The sequence below is a fragment of the Nocardia sp. NPDC059180 genome (assembly GCF_042754945.1).
Taxonomy (GTDB): Bacteria; Actinomycetota; Actinomycetes; order Mycobacteriales; family Mycobacteriaceae; genus Nocardia.
Genome location: NZ_JBHZBU010000012.1, coordinates 36459 through 50943, shown reverse-complemented (window position 1 = coordinate 50943; position 14485 = coordinate 36459). Strand labels below are relative to the sequence as shown.

Sequence of the window (14485 nt, the reverse complement as noted above, 5' to 3'; positions counted from 1 at the left end):
CGACTTCGGCAGTAGTGTCGGGACATGACCGAACCGCGGATCGAGATCGAGCAGGACGCGACCCGGCCGCTGCGCGAGGACATCCGGTTCCTCGGTGGCGTACTCGGCGACACCATCCGTGATCACGAGGGTCCGGAGGTGTTCGACCTCATCGAACGGGTTCGTATCGAAGCGTTCCGGGTGCGCAGGGAAGAGGTTGGGCGCAGCGCCGTCGCCGAGATGCTCGACGAGGTCGACATCGCGGTGGCACTGCCGCTGATCCGGGCCTTCAGCTATTTCGTCTTGCTGGCGAATCTGGCCGAAGACATCCAACGCGACCGCAGGCGCGCCGCGCATGAAGCGGCGGGGGAGGCGCCACAGGATTCGTCGCTGGCGGCCACCTACCGCAAGCTCGACGCGGCGGCGCTGCCGGGCCCGGCGGTCGCCGATCTACTCACCGACGCGCTGGTGTCGCCGGTGATCACCGCCCATCCCACCGAGACCAGGCGGCGCACGGTCTTCGACGTGCAGACCCGCATCACCGAACTGATGCGGCAGCGCCAGCACTATCCGGAGCGGGAGCGCGCGGGCCTGGAGCTGGAGATCCGCCGTCAGGTGCTGACGCTGTGGCGCACCGCGCTGATCCGGTTGGCGCGGTTGCGGATCCAGGACGAGATCGCGGTGGGGCTGCGCTACTACGAGCTCACTCTCTTCGACGTGATCCCGGCGATCAACGCCGAGGTGCGCGCGGCGCTGCGGTCCCGCTGGCCCGACGCCGACCTGCTGCGGCGGCCCATCCTGCGGCCGGGTTCGTGGATCGGCGGCGACCGCGACGGCAACCCGTTCGTCACCGCCGAGGTGGTGCGCACCGCGGCCGGGCAGGCTGCCGGTGTGGGGTTCGGGCGGTACCTGCGTGAGCTGGTCGAGCTGGAGAAGACGCTCTCGCAGTCGGGACGGCTGGTCGAGGTCAGCGACGCCGTCGCCGAACTGGCCACCGCGGGTTACGCGGATCCGACCGCACATGCCGATGAACCGTATCGCCGTGCCCTGCACCGTATCCGGGAGCGACTGACCACCACCGCCGGACGGGCACTCGGTGTGCCGGCCCGGTCGGCCGATGTCCCCGTATCAGCAGGCGCAGTCGGGACCGCGCTGATCCCGCCGACCTCGGCCGCTGGTGCAGGCGGCGGGCCCGTAGCAGTGGGATCAGCAGCCGGACAGGAAGCCGGCGCACAGACATCGCCCATCGGCAGCGCTCCTGCGTACTCCGACCCCCAATCCCTGCTCGACGATCTCGACGCGATCGACGCCTCCCTACGCGCGTCCGGCGACGGCCTGCTCGCCGACGATCGCCTGGCCGCACTCCGGCACGCCATCGAAACCTTCGGCTTCCACCTCCAGGGCCTGGACATGCGCCAGAACTCCGAGGTACACGAACAGGTCGTCGCCGAAATTCTGGCGTGGGCAGGTGTGCACCCGGACTACGCGAGCCTGCCGGAGCAGGAACGGGTGCGGATCCTGTCGGCGGAGTTGAACACTCGTCGCCCGCTGCTCGGTCCGCACGCACGGTTGAGCGAGCTCGCCACCAAGGAACTGGGCATCATCCGGGCCGCCGCCGAGGTGGTCGCCACCTTCGGTGAGCCCGCGATCCCGAACTACATCATCAGCATGTGCACCTCGGTCAGTGACATGCTCGAGGCGGCGCTGTTGCTGAAGGAGGGCGGACTGCTGGATCCGGGCGCGTCGGACAGTCCGCCCAAGTGCGCGGCCGGGATCGTGCCGCTGTTCGAGACGATCGAGGATCTGGGTGCGGGCGCCGCGACGCTGTCGGCGGTGCTGGAGGTTCCGGTGTACCGGGAGCTGGTGGCGGCCAAGGGAATGCGTCAGGAAGTGATGCTCGGCTACTCCGATTCGAACAAGGACGGCGGCTATCTGGCCGCGAACTGGGCGCTGTACCGGGCCGAACTCGACCTGGTGGAGGTCGCGCGCAAGACCGGGATCCGGTTGCGGCTGTTCCACGGCCGCGGCGGAACCGTCGGCCGCGGCGGTGGCCGCAGCTACGACGCGATCCTGGCCCAGCCCGCGGGGGCGGTGCACGGGTCGTTGCGGCTCACCGAACAGGGTGAGGTGATCGCCGCAAAGTACGCCGAATCCGGTGCGGCGCACCGCAATCTGGAGTCGCTGATCGCGGGGACGTTGGAGTCGACACTGCTGGATGTGGAAGGCCTCGGCGACGACGCCGAACCGTCCTACCAGCTGATGGACGATCTGGCCGCCCGCGCCCGCGCCGCCTACGCCCGGCTGGTGCACGACACTCCGGGTTTCGTCGAATACTTCCGCGAATCCACCCCGGTCGCCGAGGTCGGCGACCTGAATATCGGCAGCAGGCCCGCCTCGCGCAAACCCACGAATTCCGTCGCCGATCTGCGCGCCATTCCGTGGGTGATGGCGTGGAGCCAGGCCCGGGTGATGCTGCCCGGCTGGTACGGCACAGGCAGTGCACTCGAGGAATGGATCGATGGCGACCCGCAACAGCTGGCCACCCTGTCCGATCTGTACCGGCGCTGGCCGTTCTTCCGCACGGTGCTGTCGAATCTGGCGCAGGTAATGGCCAAAAGCGACCTCGACATCGCTGCCCGCTACGCCGAACTCGTCGAGGACGAGGCGTTGCGTGCGCAGATCTTCGGCATGATCCGCGACGAGCACGCCCGCACGATCCGCATGCACGCCGCCATCACCGGCAACGATCAGTTGCTCTCGGACAACTCGTCACTGGCCGAATCCATTCACAACCGCTTCCCGTATCTGGAGCCGCTCAATCAGATGCAGGTGCAGTTGTTGCGCAGGCTGCGCGGTGGGGACGATTCGGAGCTGGTCAAGCGCGGCATTCTGCTCACCATGAACGGGCTGGCGACCGCGTTGCGCAACTCCGGCTGATCCGCTTGCCGTCGGCAGTTCCTCCATTGTGGCGGCAGGAATAACACGTTGACTCAGCGCCGAGCGATATCGAACATGCGTGCGCGGCGGCGACCCAGGCACTCGATGTGGCGCGGGTCAACACCAGCCCGCGACTGCGCGCCGACTACCAGGAGGCTCGAGCCATGCTGGAGCCTTGGTCGAAGTCGGTACCTGTCCGGGAACTGGACCGGGCCGCCGAGACCGTCATGTGGGTGTTCGGCTACTGCGAGTCGGGTGTGACGTCGTGCGGTTCGCTGATCAGCGCGCGCAGCATCCGGCGCATCTGCGGCGCCGGGTCGCTGCCCGCGTCCGGTGATGCCACGCGGTGCATGATGACGCCCTCCAGGTAGTCCACCACCGGCGTCGTCGCCCATTCACCTACGCCTATGGCGCGCAGCATCGTGCCCGCCCACTCGGATAGACGGCCGTGCCCGCGCCGCAGCGACTCCAGCAAGGCCGGCGCCGTCTGCGCCTCGAGGAACAGGGCGTATCGGGCGAGCGTGCGGGTGCGGTCGGTGGTGACTGCGTGCACTACGAACTCCGCCAGGCCTGCGGCGAGCCCGTCGAGGGATTCCGGCATCGGTGCGGCGGTCAGGGCCGGCCAGTCGGCGTAATCGCGCTGCTCCAGTCGTTCGGTGACTCCGGTGAGCAGAGCTTCCCGGGTGCGGAAGTAGTTGGAGGTGGTTCCGGTGGGGATGGCGGCGGTCTCATCCACCGCACGGTGGGTCAGGGCCCGTGGGCCGCGCGAGCCCAGCACATCGATCGCGGCATCGAGCACGAGTTCGCGTTTGGTCGGGGCGGGCGGTTCACTGCCGTCCGGTGTGTTCCCGGTCACCTGATGCCTCTCGTCCACCCGATCGATACTACATTTGTAGTAACTGTTACTACAAATGTAGTGGAGGCTGGATATGGCGACGAACCGAGACGGCAGCCGGCGCGCGATCATCGTGGGCGCCGGGATCGGTGGTCTCGCGACCGCAACCGCCCTGGCGCAATGCGGCTGGCAGGTCGAGATCCTCGAACGCGCGGCCGAGGTGGGGGAGGCGGGTTCGGGATTGACGCTGTGGGCCAACGGCTTACGTGCCCTTGACCGGATCGGCCTCGGCGCACAGGTGCGCGAGCAGGCGATGGCCGAAACCGATGCGGGCATCCGCAACCCCGTGGGCCGATGGCTGACCCGCACCGACACTGCCGAAATGGCGCGCCGCTACGGCGAAGTGGTGATGATCCATCGGTACGACCTGTTCGACATCATGCGCCGTGCCTTGCCTCCCGACGCGGTGCGGCTCGGCTGCGCCGTCACCGGTGTCGAGCATCGGGGCGACCGCGTCGAGGTAACCCATAGCGGTGGCGTGTCCTGTGCCGACCTCGTCGTAGGCGCCGACGGGATCCACAGTGCGGTCAGGAAAGCGGTGTTTCCGGGCGCGCCCGAACCGCGCTACGCGGGCTACACGGCGTGGCGCACGATCACCGCACACCCGGTGCCGGAATTGCACGACGGCGGTCAAACCTGGGGCCACGGTGAACGTTTCGGCATCATCGCCCTGCCCGATGACAGGGTCTACATGTTCGGCGTCGCCAATTCCGCGCCGCGGCTGCGCGGACCGGACGGCGAATACGCCGAGCTACGAAGACGTTTCGGCACCTGGCACGACCCGATCCCGGCGCTGCTGGACGCCGTCGACCCGGCCGCCGTCCTGCGCCACGACATCTACGAGCTGCCCCCGCTGTCGAGCTACGTTCTCGGACGCATCGCCCTCCTCGGTGACGCGGCACACGCCATGACGCCGAATATGGGTCAGGGCGCCAATCAAGGTCTCGAGGATGCCGTCACCCTCGCAGCACTCCTCGACCGCATCGAGTCGGTGCCTACGGCATTGGCCGAATACGACCTCGTGCGCCGCCCCCGCACACAAGACATCGCCCGCCGGTCACACCGCATCGGCGTCGCCGCGCACGTGTCGTCGGCGCCCGTTGTCCTGCTACGTGATGCGCTGCTGCGGTTGACGCCCGGCCGCGCCATGCTGCGCTCGTTCGCGCCCGCCCTCACCTGGCAGCCGCTTGCGTGACGCACCCGCCCTCACCTGGCAGCCGCTTGCGTGACGCACCTGTACTCGACTGGCAGGCGCCTGCGTGACGTATCCGGCCGTGTGATCGAGATCGTCCGGCGGGTGGTCGGGGAGCACGACGCAGCAGTGCGGGGGTCGCTACCGATCTCGCACCGCGCCGAGGCAACGGGCGGCTTGCGCGCGAAGTGCGGTGACCAAGTCATCCGATCCGTCGACCAGCGTGAAATCCAGATCGATGGCGGTGATCATCCACACCAGGTCCTCCGGGGTGTCGGCGCCGACGTGCAGGTGGCAGGTCCGGCCGTCGACGTCCTCGACCACGCCCATACCGGGCCAGACCCGCGCCGACGCGATCGCTGCCGATGCGTGCAGCAGGACGGTGGCGCGATTGCTCCACGTCCGTGATGACAGGCCCATCGAGACGTAGGCCGCCACATCACCGTCGGGTGGTTCGCGTGGTGCGAAACGGGGACCGGTCGGCGTACGTGGGGTGAGTCGGTCGACGCGGAAGGTGCGCCAGTCCACGCGGTCGATGTCCCAGGCCACCAGATACCAGCGGCGTCCGGTGTTGACCAGGCTGTGCGGTTCGGTGCGGCGGATGCTTGTGGTGCCGTCGTGCGCGCGATAGTCGAACCGCAGCTGCTCATGGCGACGGCAGGCCTCGGCGATGGCCATCAGCGTGTCCGGCGCGACGGTGGTGGCGGGTGCGCCGATGCGGACCGTGGCCGCCCGCAGTGTCCGCACGCTATGGCGAAGACGCGGCGGCAATACCTGCTCGAGCTTGATCAACGCGCGCAGCGACGCCTCTTCGATGCCGGCGACCGTGCCGTCGGCCGCGCTGCGCAGTCCCACCGCCACGGCGACCGCCTCTTCATCGTCGAGCAGCAACGGCGGTAGGGCGGCACCGGCGCCGAGGCGATAGCCGCCCGCGCCCTGGGTGGCGTGCACCGGATAGCCGAGTTCGCGCAGCCGGTCCACATCTCGCCGGACCGTGCGGCTGGTGACCCGCAGTCGCTCGGCCAGTTCGGTGCCGGTCCAGTCGCGGTGGGTCTGCAACAGGGCCAGCAATTTCAGCAGTCGAGCCGAAGTGTCGAGCATGAATTCGAGAATGCCAGATACTTAGGAACGATTCTGTCCTAAGCGATTCCTACCGTCGGTGTCATGAGCGAACACGACATCCACCCGTTCCGCATCGAGATCCCGCAGCAGCGCATCGACCAGCTGCATGCCCGGCTGGCCGACATCCTGTGGCCCGACGATCGTCCCGGCGTCGGCTGGGACAAGGGCATGCCGGTGTCGTACCTGCGCCCGCTCGCCGAATACTGGCGGACGGAATACGACTGGCGCGCGCACGAGGCCCGGCTCAACGAGCTGCCACAGTTCGTCACCGAGATCGACGGTCAGCAGGTGCATTTCGTCCACGTCCGCTCACCCGAACCGGGTGCGTTGCCGCTGGTGCTCAGCCACGGCTGGCCGGGGACCTTCACCGAATTCCTGGATGTCATCGGGCCGCTGAGCGATCCGAGATCCCACGGCGGCGATCCGGCCGACGCTTTCCACGTGGTGGTGCCCTCGCTGCCGGGGTTCGCCTTCTCCGGCGTGGGCCCGAAGGACGGCGACGGTGCGACCGAGCACTACGCGAAGGTGGTGGCGCAGTTGATGGATCGGCTCGGCTACGACCGGTACGGGGCGCAGGGCGGTGACGCGGGCTTTTTCGTATCCACCGAACTGGGCCGGATTGCCACCGACCATGTGGTGGGCATCCATGTGAACGGACCGATCACGATGCCGTCGTGGGAGGGCGACGGTGAGTGGTCGGGTGAGGGCGGTGACAGCGAGTGGTCGGGCGAGGCCGGTGGCGGCGATCAGCAGACGGCCGCGCACGACGATCAGCAGACCGCCGCGCACGACGCCGTCGGCGAAGCTGTGTCCTGGGGTTCCGGCGCGACCGAATTCAGCCCCGAAGACCAAGCGAAACTGGCGAAACTCACCGGCGAGGAAAGCTTCACCCGCTTCGGCTACGCGATGGTGCAGGCGGGCCGCCCGCAAACACTGGCCATCGCCCTGCACGATTCGCCGGTCGGCCTGCTGTCGTGGATCGCGGACATGTTCCAGCGGTGGACGAATCCGGCGATCGAATCGCCCGATGACGCGGTGGGTCGAGACGCACTGCTGACCAACGTCAGCTTGTACTGGTTCACCCGCACCTTCGCGTCGTCGATCCGGCTCTACGGCGAAGGTGAGGCATGGGGCGGCGCGCTCCCGAACTCCGGCGTGCCGACGGCTGCGGCGATCTTCCCCGGCGATCTGTCCATCCGGGCGATCGCCGAAGAGCAGCACAATATCGTGCGCTGGACCGAATTCGATCGCGGCGGACATTTCGCGGCGATGGAGGCACCGGACCTGCTCGCCGAGGACGTGCGCGAGTTCTTCCGCACGCTGCGGTGACGGGTCGTCGGCCCCGGCGTTTGTGTGCGTGGAGCAGTGACGGACCGCCGGGACACCTCCGGGTAGCAGATCGCCGCGCGGACCGCCTGCCGCCGCGCCCACCAGGAAGGTAGGACCTGACCCGGACGGCTGGACCTGACCAGGAGGGCTGGGTCTGGCCAGGAGGGCTGGGCCTGACCAGGAAGGTTGGGTCTGACCAGGAGGGGCGTGCCCCGGAATGCTGGAGCCTATCCGGAGGGCTTGGCATCCTGGGGCGGTGGCGCCGTGGCAGCTTCGCGGTATATCGCGTGCATCCCGGCGGCGGTGGCGGCGAATCGGGCTCGCAACTCGGGCGGGTCGAGGACCTCGGCGAATTCGCCCAGCGGGAGCAGCCCGGTAACCAGCACGTCCCAGGATTCGGACGGGACCGTCAGCTCTACCCAGCCGGCGTCGTCAGGTGCGGTCACCGAGGCCAACGCCTCGGTGACCGCCGCCGGATCGTTCATCAACCGCAGCAGGCCCAGATGGGTGCGCGCGATACGGCAGCGAGCGCGGACCCGCAGCATCGACCGCGCGAACTCGTCCGCAGAATCGGACCAATGCGTGCCCAGATCGAAATCTTCTGGGCGGTGGAAGGTTTCGCCGTTCGGCGTTGCCGAGACAATGCGGCCGACGCGATAGGACCGCACCGCGCTGCCCTCGCCTGCCACCAGATACCAGGTGCCCGCCTTCGATACGAGGCCGAGCGGATCCAGTACGCGCTCGACCGTGCGGTCCTTGCGCGCGTAGCGGACCGCCAGCCTGCGGTCGTGCCAGAGCGCGTCGGCGACGGTGGCCAGCGTCGGGGTCTCCTCGGGGCGGTGGAACCAGCCGGGCGCGTCGATGTGGACGCGGTCGGCGATGCGGGTGGCCCGGCCGCGCAGTTCTGGGGGCAGGGCCGCGAGGACCTTGAGCTGCGCGGTCGCCAGCACGGTGCCCAAGCCGAGGTCGGCGGCGGCGCCCGGCAGCCCGGCCAGCAGCACCGCGTCGGCTTCGTCGCTGGTCAGGCCGGTGAGCCGGGTCCGATAGCCGTCGACCAACTCGACGCCGCCCGCCCGTCCCGGTTCGGTATAAACCGGCACACCCGCCGCGGACAGCGCCTCGATATCGCGGTAGACCGTGCGGACCGACACTTCCAGCTCGCGGGCCAACTGTGGCGCCGTGGACCGGCCCCGCGTCTGCAACAACAACAACAGCTGCACCAACCGACTCGCGCGCATATCCGAAGACTATCCGGAAACCTTGACAGAAGGTGTCAGCAATAGCTCGTACCGTCAGGGTATGACCACATGGAGCCAGTTCACCGAAGAAGCGACCAGGATCTCCACGATCTTTCTGCGGCGGCACAAGGCCACCGGCAATCTCTGCATGCTCGGCACGCTCCGCTCCGATGGCTTCCCGAGGATCAGCCCGGTCGAGCCGATCATCTTCGAGGACCAGCTGGTGATCGCGGGCATGCCGAACACCACCAAGTTCAAGGATTTGGCCCGCGATCCCCGCTTCTGCCTGCACACCGCCACCGTCGACACCAATGTCTCCGACGGCGATGCCAAGCTCTTCGGCCGGGTCACCGATCTCGCCGATCGCGCCGTGCACGAGCGTTTCGCGCAAAAGCTGTTCGACGACAGTGGTTTCGATATCCGCGGCCAAGAATTCGACCACTTCTTCGTCGCCGATCTCACCTCGGCGTCCTCGGTCGAGGTCGGCGACGACACCCTCGAGATCACCATCTGGAAGCCGGGTGAAGGGGAGCGCGTCGTCACCAAGCGGTGAGCGGCACTTGCGTTGTCGCGTCGCCTGCTTCGGTCGATGGCGATCGACCGAAGCCGGGTCCGAACATGCCCTCCGGCGGTACGATCCGTGGCATAGCCAGTGGAATCGGAGCTGGCGGGGGCTGGGCGACGATTCAAGGATGCTGCCGAATGACTGAAACCACGTCGGTACTGGAGATCACCGAACACACCGTCGACGGGGTGCGCTGCGCGGTATACGACAGCGGCCCCGCCGACCGCGCGGAAGCGGTGGTGTTCGTCCACGGCAATCCCGGCCCCATGGATGATTGGGCGGAGCTGGCGCCCGCGATCGCGCAGTTCGCGCGGGTGATCGCCATGGACATGCCGGGTTTCGGACAGTCGGAGCGGCCGAGATCCTTCGATCACAGCGTGGCCGGGCACGCGCGCTTCCTCGCTGTGCTGCTCGACCAGCTGGGTGTCGAGCGGGCGCATCTGGTGCTGCACGACTTCGGCGGACCGTGGGGCATGCGATGGATGCTGGATCACCCCGAGCGGCTGGCCAGCCTCACCGTCATCAACACCGGCGTACTCGACGGCTACCGCTGGCACCGATACGCGAAGATCTGGCAGACACCCGTTCTCGGCGAACTGTTCCAGCTCATGAGCATGACGAGCCCGCGCGCCATGCAGATCGCGCTCAGTCGCGAGAACCCACGGCCCATTCCACGTGCCTACGTCGACCGCGTCAACCGCTACTCGGACTGGGCACACAAGCGGGCCGTGCTACGGCTCTACCGCAATTCGCGTGATCCGAGCAGCGCGTTCCCGGAGAAGGACTCGGGCCTGTCGGCCGAGGGTCTTCCGGTGTGCGTGATCTGGGGCGACGGCGACCCCTACATTCCGGTGAGTTTTGCCGCGCAGCAGCGAACCTTCTTCCCGGAGGCGGAGATCCACATCCTCGAGGGTCTGGGGCACTGGCCGTTCGTCGACGATCCGCAGGCAGTTCTCACGCCGCTGGCCGCGTTTCTGCGCAAGCACGTAGGAGCGTGATCGCGGGTTCCGGCGTACCCGGCTGGGACCGTCGGAATCCACAACTACTCGGCGAAGGGCCGCACTTCGATCGGCAACGTCACCACCGCTGCCAACCTGCGCGCCCACCGCAGTGCCTCGTCCAAATCGGCCACCTCGATGACGGTGAACCCGCCGATGTGCTCCTTCGACTCGATATAGGGCCCATCGGTGATCAGGGTGCCGGCGCCGTCGGTCCGCACGACCGTCGATGCGCTCGGTGGATGCAGCCCCGCCGCGAACACCCACGCTCCGGCCGCGCGGATCTCGTCGTTGAGCGCCTCGAGCTCGCGCATGATCTCGTCGAGATTGCCGGGAACCTCGTCGGTATCGGGTTGGTAGATCCCGAGCAGATACTGCGGCATCGTCAGCTCCTGTCGGTGGTGCGGTAGGTCGCGATCAACACGCCGGTCGTGGTGGGTACACAGTCGACCAGCCGCAGGTCGCCGAGTTCGGTGCGACCGTCGAACAGCCGCCGCCCTGCCCCGACCACCAGCGGATGGATCTGCAACAGATATTCGTCGACCAATCCGTGCGCCATCAGCGATTGCAGTAGATTCCCGCTGCCGAGCACCACCAAATCCAGGTCGGGGCGCTGCTGCCGCACCCGGCGTACGGCAGTCACCGCATCACCGTCGAGCAGGATCGAGTTCTGCCACGGCAGCGGGTCGGTCAACGTGGTGGACGCGACGTACTTGTCGGTCTTGTTCAGCACGTCGGTGAACGGATTTCCGGTCTGCTGCGGCCAGTACCCGGCGAAATCCAGGTAGGTGCGGCGCCCGAGCAGCAGTGCGCCGTGGTGGTCTGCGATGTGTTCGGCCATGACTCGCGCCTGTACTTCGTCGGTGAAGCGGTATGCCCAGCCCCCGTGTGCGAATCCGTCGCGCGGGTCTTCGTTCGCGCGGCCCGGTGCCTGCATGACTCCATCGAGTGTCACGCTCACGACCGCGATGATATTGCTCATTGTCGGCTCCTTCCGTGACCGGCTGGTGCCCGGTCTCACCATGTCCACGAACGGCCGATGCCGGATTCGACAATGTGGAGACGAGATTTCCCGACGTTTCCGCGGGCGGAGCGAGGTCGATATCGCGGGATGTCGAAACCGGGACCGGCCGCGTCGCCGTGTCACGATGACCGGATGATCCTGGCCGAGGCCGCCGACAGCGCGAGCGCGTCACCGATCGTGTCGCTGTTCTGGATCGCCGCTGCGGGCGTCTCGGCGCCGCTCATCGCGCGGCTGCTGCGCGGGTATGTGCCGGATGTGGTGATCCTGCTGTTGTTCGGTGTGGTGCTCGGCCCGCACGCGCTCGGCCTGGCCGATTCCGGTGGCGGTGTGGATCTGCTCAGTGAACTCGGGTTGGGCATGTTGTTCCTGCTGGCCGGCTATGAACTCGATCCGCGCCTACTCGGTGGAAAGCCCGGCCGCACCGCCTGGTTCACCTGGTTCGCCTGCCTGCTCCTGGCGATGCTGTTCGTCACCCTCGTCGCTCACGATGCGAAGTTCACCGCGATCGCCGCGGTCGCGATCGCGATGACCTCGACCGCGCTCGGCACGCTGCTGCCGATCGTCAAAGGGCTCGGCATTCTCGATACCCAGCTCGGTCGCGCGGTTCTCGCGCACGGCGCGGTCGGTGAACTCGGCCCGGTCGTCGCCATGTCGGTCTTGCTGACCAGCCGCAATGTGGGCGCCGCGATCGTGGTGCTTGTGCTGTTCGCGATCGCCGCCGCAATGATCGGCCTCGTGCATCAGCGCATCCTGGATCGGGTGCCCGCCGTCGGCCGATTGCTGACCGAACTGTCCGCCGGTACCGCACAATTGCCGGTCCGGGTGGTGTTCCTGCTGCTGCTGGTGTTGATGACGCTGGCCGATGAATTCGGGCTCGATGTCGTCCTCGGCGCATTCGCCGCGGGCATCATCCTGCGCAGACTGGTGGGCACGGAACGACCGGAGATCGGGGAGTCGCTCGAGACCATCGGTTTCGGCGTGCTCATCCCGATCTTCTTCGTCGTCTCCGGCATGGGTATCGATGTGGCCGCGGTGGCCGCGGAACCGGTGACCTGGGTGTTGTTCGTCGTGTCGATCGCGGTGGCCCGCGGGGTGCCGGTGTGGTTCAGCGAGCGGTTCGTCCAGCACGGTGCCAACCTCACCGAACCGCATGAGCGGGTGCAGCTGGCCCTTTATGCCGCGACCGGCCTGCCGATCATCGTCGCCGTCACCCAGGTCGCGACCAGCACCGGGCTGATGGAACAGCAGCTCGCCTCCACGATGGTCGCTGCCGGTGCGACGACGGTACTGCTGTTCCCGCTGCTGGCGCGCTGGGTCGGTACTCGGGGCGCGAAGGTTCCCGCGGCGAGCTGATCCACGCTCGCCGCGGGAACCGGCCGGGGTCTGGGCCCTATGGCCCACACGGCGTCTACTGCCCCTGTTATCCGCGGGCGTGCTCGAGTGCCGTGGCGATGATGTCCGCGCTGTCGGTGTGCAGGGCCTGTGCCGCGGTCTTGCCGGTCGCCGCGAGGTAGGCGTCGACCAGTCGATTGCCTGCGGCATATCCCGCTCCGGTCGGCAGCCCGACGGGAGTCGCACCGATGTGCTCGGCGATGGTGTCGCCGTGTACCCAGGCGGTGAAGTTCTGCATGCCGGTGATGTCCAGTCCGGAAACAACTTTCGTGAACACCGCGTCGTCGTGCAGGCTCGGCACGCCGATACGGGTGTAGCCGAGGTCCTCGCCGTAGAGTTGCCGGGCGAAGGCGTCGGCCAGCCCCTCGCTCACCACTTGTTCGCCGACGGTGACCGTCATCGGATTCCACACCACACCGCCGGGGCTGTAGCGCAGATTGTGGTGGAGTTCGTGCACCGCGGTGCTCTCGACTCGCTCCAGGTTCTGCGGGGAGGGCCACAGCGTGATCGTGATGTAACCGGAGATGCCGCCGAAGCCGGTGACGCCCAGGCTGGGCCCCATGAAGTTGGCGTCGCCAGGGTCGCCGAGGAGCAGTAGCACGGTGATGTCGGGGGCTTGGAACCCTGGTGTCGCGGCGAGCAATACGGCTGCGGCATCGTCGAGTGCCCGCTGCATGCGCTCCCAGGCCCCGGCCGCCGCAAGCGTGTCGATCGCATCCAGGCAACGTTGCTCGTCGCGATCGAGCGGAAACCCCGCCGACTGCCGGTGCATCGTCACCAGGTCGACCTCTCCTGGGAAGTACCGGTACATCCCGGCCATCGGGTCGAGCATCGATCGCAGCATGTCGCCGCGATCGTCCACCGGCGCCCGCAGGATCTGCTTCATGGTCGAGTAGGAGTCGAGAACCGTGATCGTCACGGGCCCGACGGTAAGCCCTCACGTAGCGTCAGGGGCAAGCCGAATTCCACCAGAACATGCCGGTCATCGGCCGCCATTGCGCGCGACCAGCAGGCCCATGCCCGGCCCGGTGACGCGTTACGGGCCCCGCTAGCGTGACCTCGACCGAGTCCGGTGGTGTACCTGCCGGCACGGCCGTCCTTTGCGTCGGATGCGCAGGGCGGAAAGGGAGATGTCATGGTGTCGGCCACCCTGCTGCTGCTGGCGGGAATTCAACTGACCTGCGTGTACCTGTTGTGGACGCGCACCGCCCGCATCGCCCGTCTCTGGGTGCTCGGCGTGATAGGGCTCGGTCTCGCTTACGACGCGGCGATTTTCGGCCTCGGTGCGGTGCTGGGGGAGGGGCAGCCGTTGCATGCGCTGAGCGTCGGCCGGTTTCTCGGTCACGCGCTGCTGACCCCGCTGCTTGTGCTCTGGGCTGTCGACCGCATCGACGCGGGTCGGCGATGGCGGTGGGCAGCGCTGGTACTCACCGGTGTCCTGCTGGGGTGGGGGATCGTCGAGGACGTGGTCCATCTGCGGTTGGTTCCCCGCCACTTCGCCGATACATTCCGCTACGCGTCGCAGACTCCGGCGGTGCCGGTCCCAGCGCTCGCCGCCACCGCGGTGCTGATCGTCGCCGGTGTCGTGCTGTGGCGCCGGGAAGGTCTCCGATTCCCCTTGCTCGGCACGTTGATCCTTGTCGCCGCATCCGGAGCGGCGGTGGCCGTGCCCTTGCTCGGTAATGCTGGTGAGGCCGTGATGCTGTGTGCGCTCACCGGCGCGGAACTGGCCCGATCTCATCGCAAGTCGCGGAAGAACTCGCGCACATCGCCGACCAGGATATCGGGAAACCCCATCCGCCCGTGAATGAGCT

General features: G+C 67.8%; 13 protein-coding genes. 7 read left to right on the top strand and 6 right to left on the bottom strand.

Going from position 1 to position 14485, the window contains the following annotated elements:
* Nucleotides 1-24 precede the first annotated feature (24 nt).
* Entirely contained in the window at nt 25-2916 is a 2892-nt protein-coding gene (gene ppc, locus ACFXNW_RS28505) for a phosphoenolpyruvate carboxylase (RefSeq protein ID WP_379420896.1), read from the top strand.
* Between the two features lie 241 nt (nt 2917-3157).
* On the opposite strand, the gene ACFXNW_RS28500 is transcribed toward ppc, so the two are convergent.
* On the bottom strand, nt 3158-3790 hold the full coding sequence (locus ACFXNW_RS28500; protein ID WP_379420895.1) for a TetR/AcrR family transcriptional regulator: 633 nt from the start codon (nt 3788-3790) through the stop codon (nt 3158-3160).
* 55 nt (nt 3791-3845) lie between these two features.
* Here ACFXNW_RS28500 and ACFXNW_RS28495 point away from each other — a divergent pair, with 55 nt between their 5' ends.
* Complete coding sequence (locus tag ACFXNW_RS28495) at nt 3846-5006, top strand: FAD-dependent monooxygenase (protein WP_379420894.1); 1161 nt, start codon at nt 3846-3848, stop codon at nt 5004-5006.
* Between the two features lie 138 nt (nt 5007-5144).
* On the opposite strand, the gene ACFXNW_RS28490 is transcribed toward ACFXNW_RS28495, so the two are convergent.
* A complete protein-coding gene (locus ACFXNW_RS28490; protein ID WP_379420893.1) occupies nt 5145-6104 on the bottom strand; it encodes a helix-turn-helix transcriptional regulator in 960 nt (319 codons plus the stop codon).
* A gap of 63 nt (nt 6105-6167) precedes the next feature.
* Between ACFXNW_RS28490 and ACFXNW_RS28485 the strand changes: the two genes are divergently transcribed.
* Nucleotides 6168-7454: an epoxide hydrolase family protein gene (locus ACFXNW_RS28485; protein ID WP_379420892.1), complete on the top strand. Its 1287-nt coding sequence runs from the start codon at nt 6168-6170 to the stop codon at nt 7452-7454.
* 227 nt (nt 7455-7681) lie between these two features.
* Here the strand turns inward: ACFXNW_RS28485 and ACFXNW_RS28480 are convergent, their stop codons facing one another.
* Nucleotides 7682-8692, bottom strand: a complete 1011-nt coding sequence (locus ACFXNW_RS28480; RefSeq protein ID WP_379420891.1) for a helix-turn-helix transcriptional regulator — start codon at nt 8690-8692, stop codon at nt 7682-7684.
* A 61-nt stretch (nt 8693-8753) separates the two neighbouring features.
* Between ACFXNW_RS28480 and ACFXNW_RS28475 the strand changes: the two genes are divergently transcribed.
* A complete protein-coding gene (locus tag ACFXNW_RS28475; protein ID WP_379420890.1) occupies nt 8754-9245 on the top strand; it encodes a pyridoxamine 5'-phosphate oxidase family protein in 492 nt (163 codons plus the stop codon).
* 149 nt (nt 9246-9394) lie between these two features.
* The gene (locus ACFXNW_RS28470; RefSeq protein ID WP_379420889.1) at nt 9395-10255 is read left to right on the top strand and encodes an alpha/beta fold hydrolase; all 861 of its coding nucleotides are present in this window, start codon (nt 9395-9397) and stop codon (nt 10253-10255) included.
* A gap of 44 nt (nt 10256-10299) precedes the next feature.
* Here ACFXNW_RS28470 and ACFXNW_RS28465 read toward each other — a convergent pair whose 3' ends face one another.
* A complete protein-coding gene (locus ACFXNW_RS28465) occupies nt 10300-10638 on the bottom strand; it encodes a YciI family protein (RefSeq protein WP_379420888.1) in 339 nt (112 codons plus the stop codon).
* Nucleotides 10639-10640: 2 nt separating this feature from the next.
* A complete protein-coding gene (locus ACFXNW_RS28460) occupies nt 10641-11237 on the bottom strand; it encodes a dihydrofolate reductase family protein (RefSeq protein WP_379420887.1) in 597 nt (198 codons plus the stop codon).
* A gap of 174 nt (nt 11238-11411) precedes the next feature.
* Between ACFXNW_RS28460 and ACFXNW_RS28455 the strand changes: the two genes are divergently transcribed.
* Nucleotides 11412-12632 carry a cation:proton antiporter gene (locus ACFXNW_RS28455; protein WP_379420886.1) on the top strand — a complete coding sequence of 407 codons (1221 nt, stop codon included), beginning with the start codon at nt 11412-11414 and terminating at the stop codon, nt 12630-12632.
* A 67-nt stretch (nt 12633-12699) separates the two neighbouring features.
* Here ACFXNW_RS28455 and ACFXNW_RS28450 read toward each other — a convergent pair whose 3' ends face one another.
* A complete protein-coding gene (locus ACFXNW_RS28450; protein WP_379420885.1) occupies nt 12700-13590 on the bottom strand; it encodes a DUF2268 domain-containing protein in 891 nt (296 codons plus the stop codon).
* Nucleotides 13591-13806: 216 nt separating this feature from the next.
* Here ACFXNW_RS28450 and ACFXNW_RS28445 point away from each other — a divergent pair, with 216 nt between their 5' ends.
* On the top strand, nt 13807-14478 hold the full coding sequence (locus ACFXNW_RS28445; protein ID WP_379420884.1) for a hypothetical protein: 672 nt from the start codon (nt 13807-13809) through the stop codon (nt 14476-14478).
* Nucleotides 14479-14485: the final 7 nt, after the last annotated feature.

Excerpts from the sequence above, each read along its gene's own strand:
- ppc (WP_379420896.1), top strand. The coding sequence starts at position 25 with ATGACCGAACCGCGGATCGAGATCGAGCAGGACGCGACCCGGCCGCTG.
- ACFXNW_RS28495 (WP_379420894.1), top strand. The coding sequence starts at position 3,846 with ATGGCGACGAACCGAGACGGCAGCCGGCGCGCGATCATCGTGGGCGCC.
- ACFXNW_RS28490 (WP_379420893.1), bottom strand. The coding sequence starts at position 6,104 with ATGCTCGACACTTCGGCTCGACTGCTGAAATTGCTGGCCCTGTTGCAG.
- ACFXNW_RS28485 (WP_379420892.1), top strand. The coding sequence starts at position 6,168 with ATGAGCGAACACGACATCCACCCGTTCCGCATCGAGATCCCGCAGCAG.
- ACFXNW_RS28480 (WP_379420891.1), bottom strand. The coding sequence starts at position 8,692 with ATGCGCGCGAGTCGGTTGGTGCAGCTGTTGTTGTTGTTGCAGACGCGG.
- ACFXNW_RS28475 (WP_379420890.1), top strand. The coding sequence starts at position 8,754 with ATGACCACATGGAGCCAGTTCACCGAAGAAGCGACCAGGATCTCCACG.
- ACFXNW_RS28470 (WP_379420889.1), top strand. The coding sequence starts at position 9,395 with ATGACTGAAACCACGTCGGTACTGGAGATCACCGAACACACCGTCGAC.
- ACFXNW_RS28465 (WP_379420888.1), bottom strand. The coding sequence starts at position 10,638 with ATGCCGCAGTATCTGCTCGGGATCTACCAACCCGATACCGACGAGGTT.
- ACFXNW_RS28460 (WP_379420887.1), bottom strand. The coding sequence starts at position 11,237 with ATGAGCAATATCATCGCGGTCGTGAGCGTGACACTCGATGGAGTCATG.
- ACFXNW_RS28455 (WP_379420886.1), top strand. The coding sequence starts at position 11,412 with ATGATCCTGGCCGAGGCCGCCGACAGCGCGAGCGCGTCACCGATCGTG.
- ACFXNW_RS28445 (WP_379420884.1), top strand. The coding sequence starts at position 13,807 with ATGGTGTCGGCCACCCTGCTGCTGCTGGCGGGAATTCAACTGACCTGC.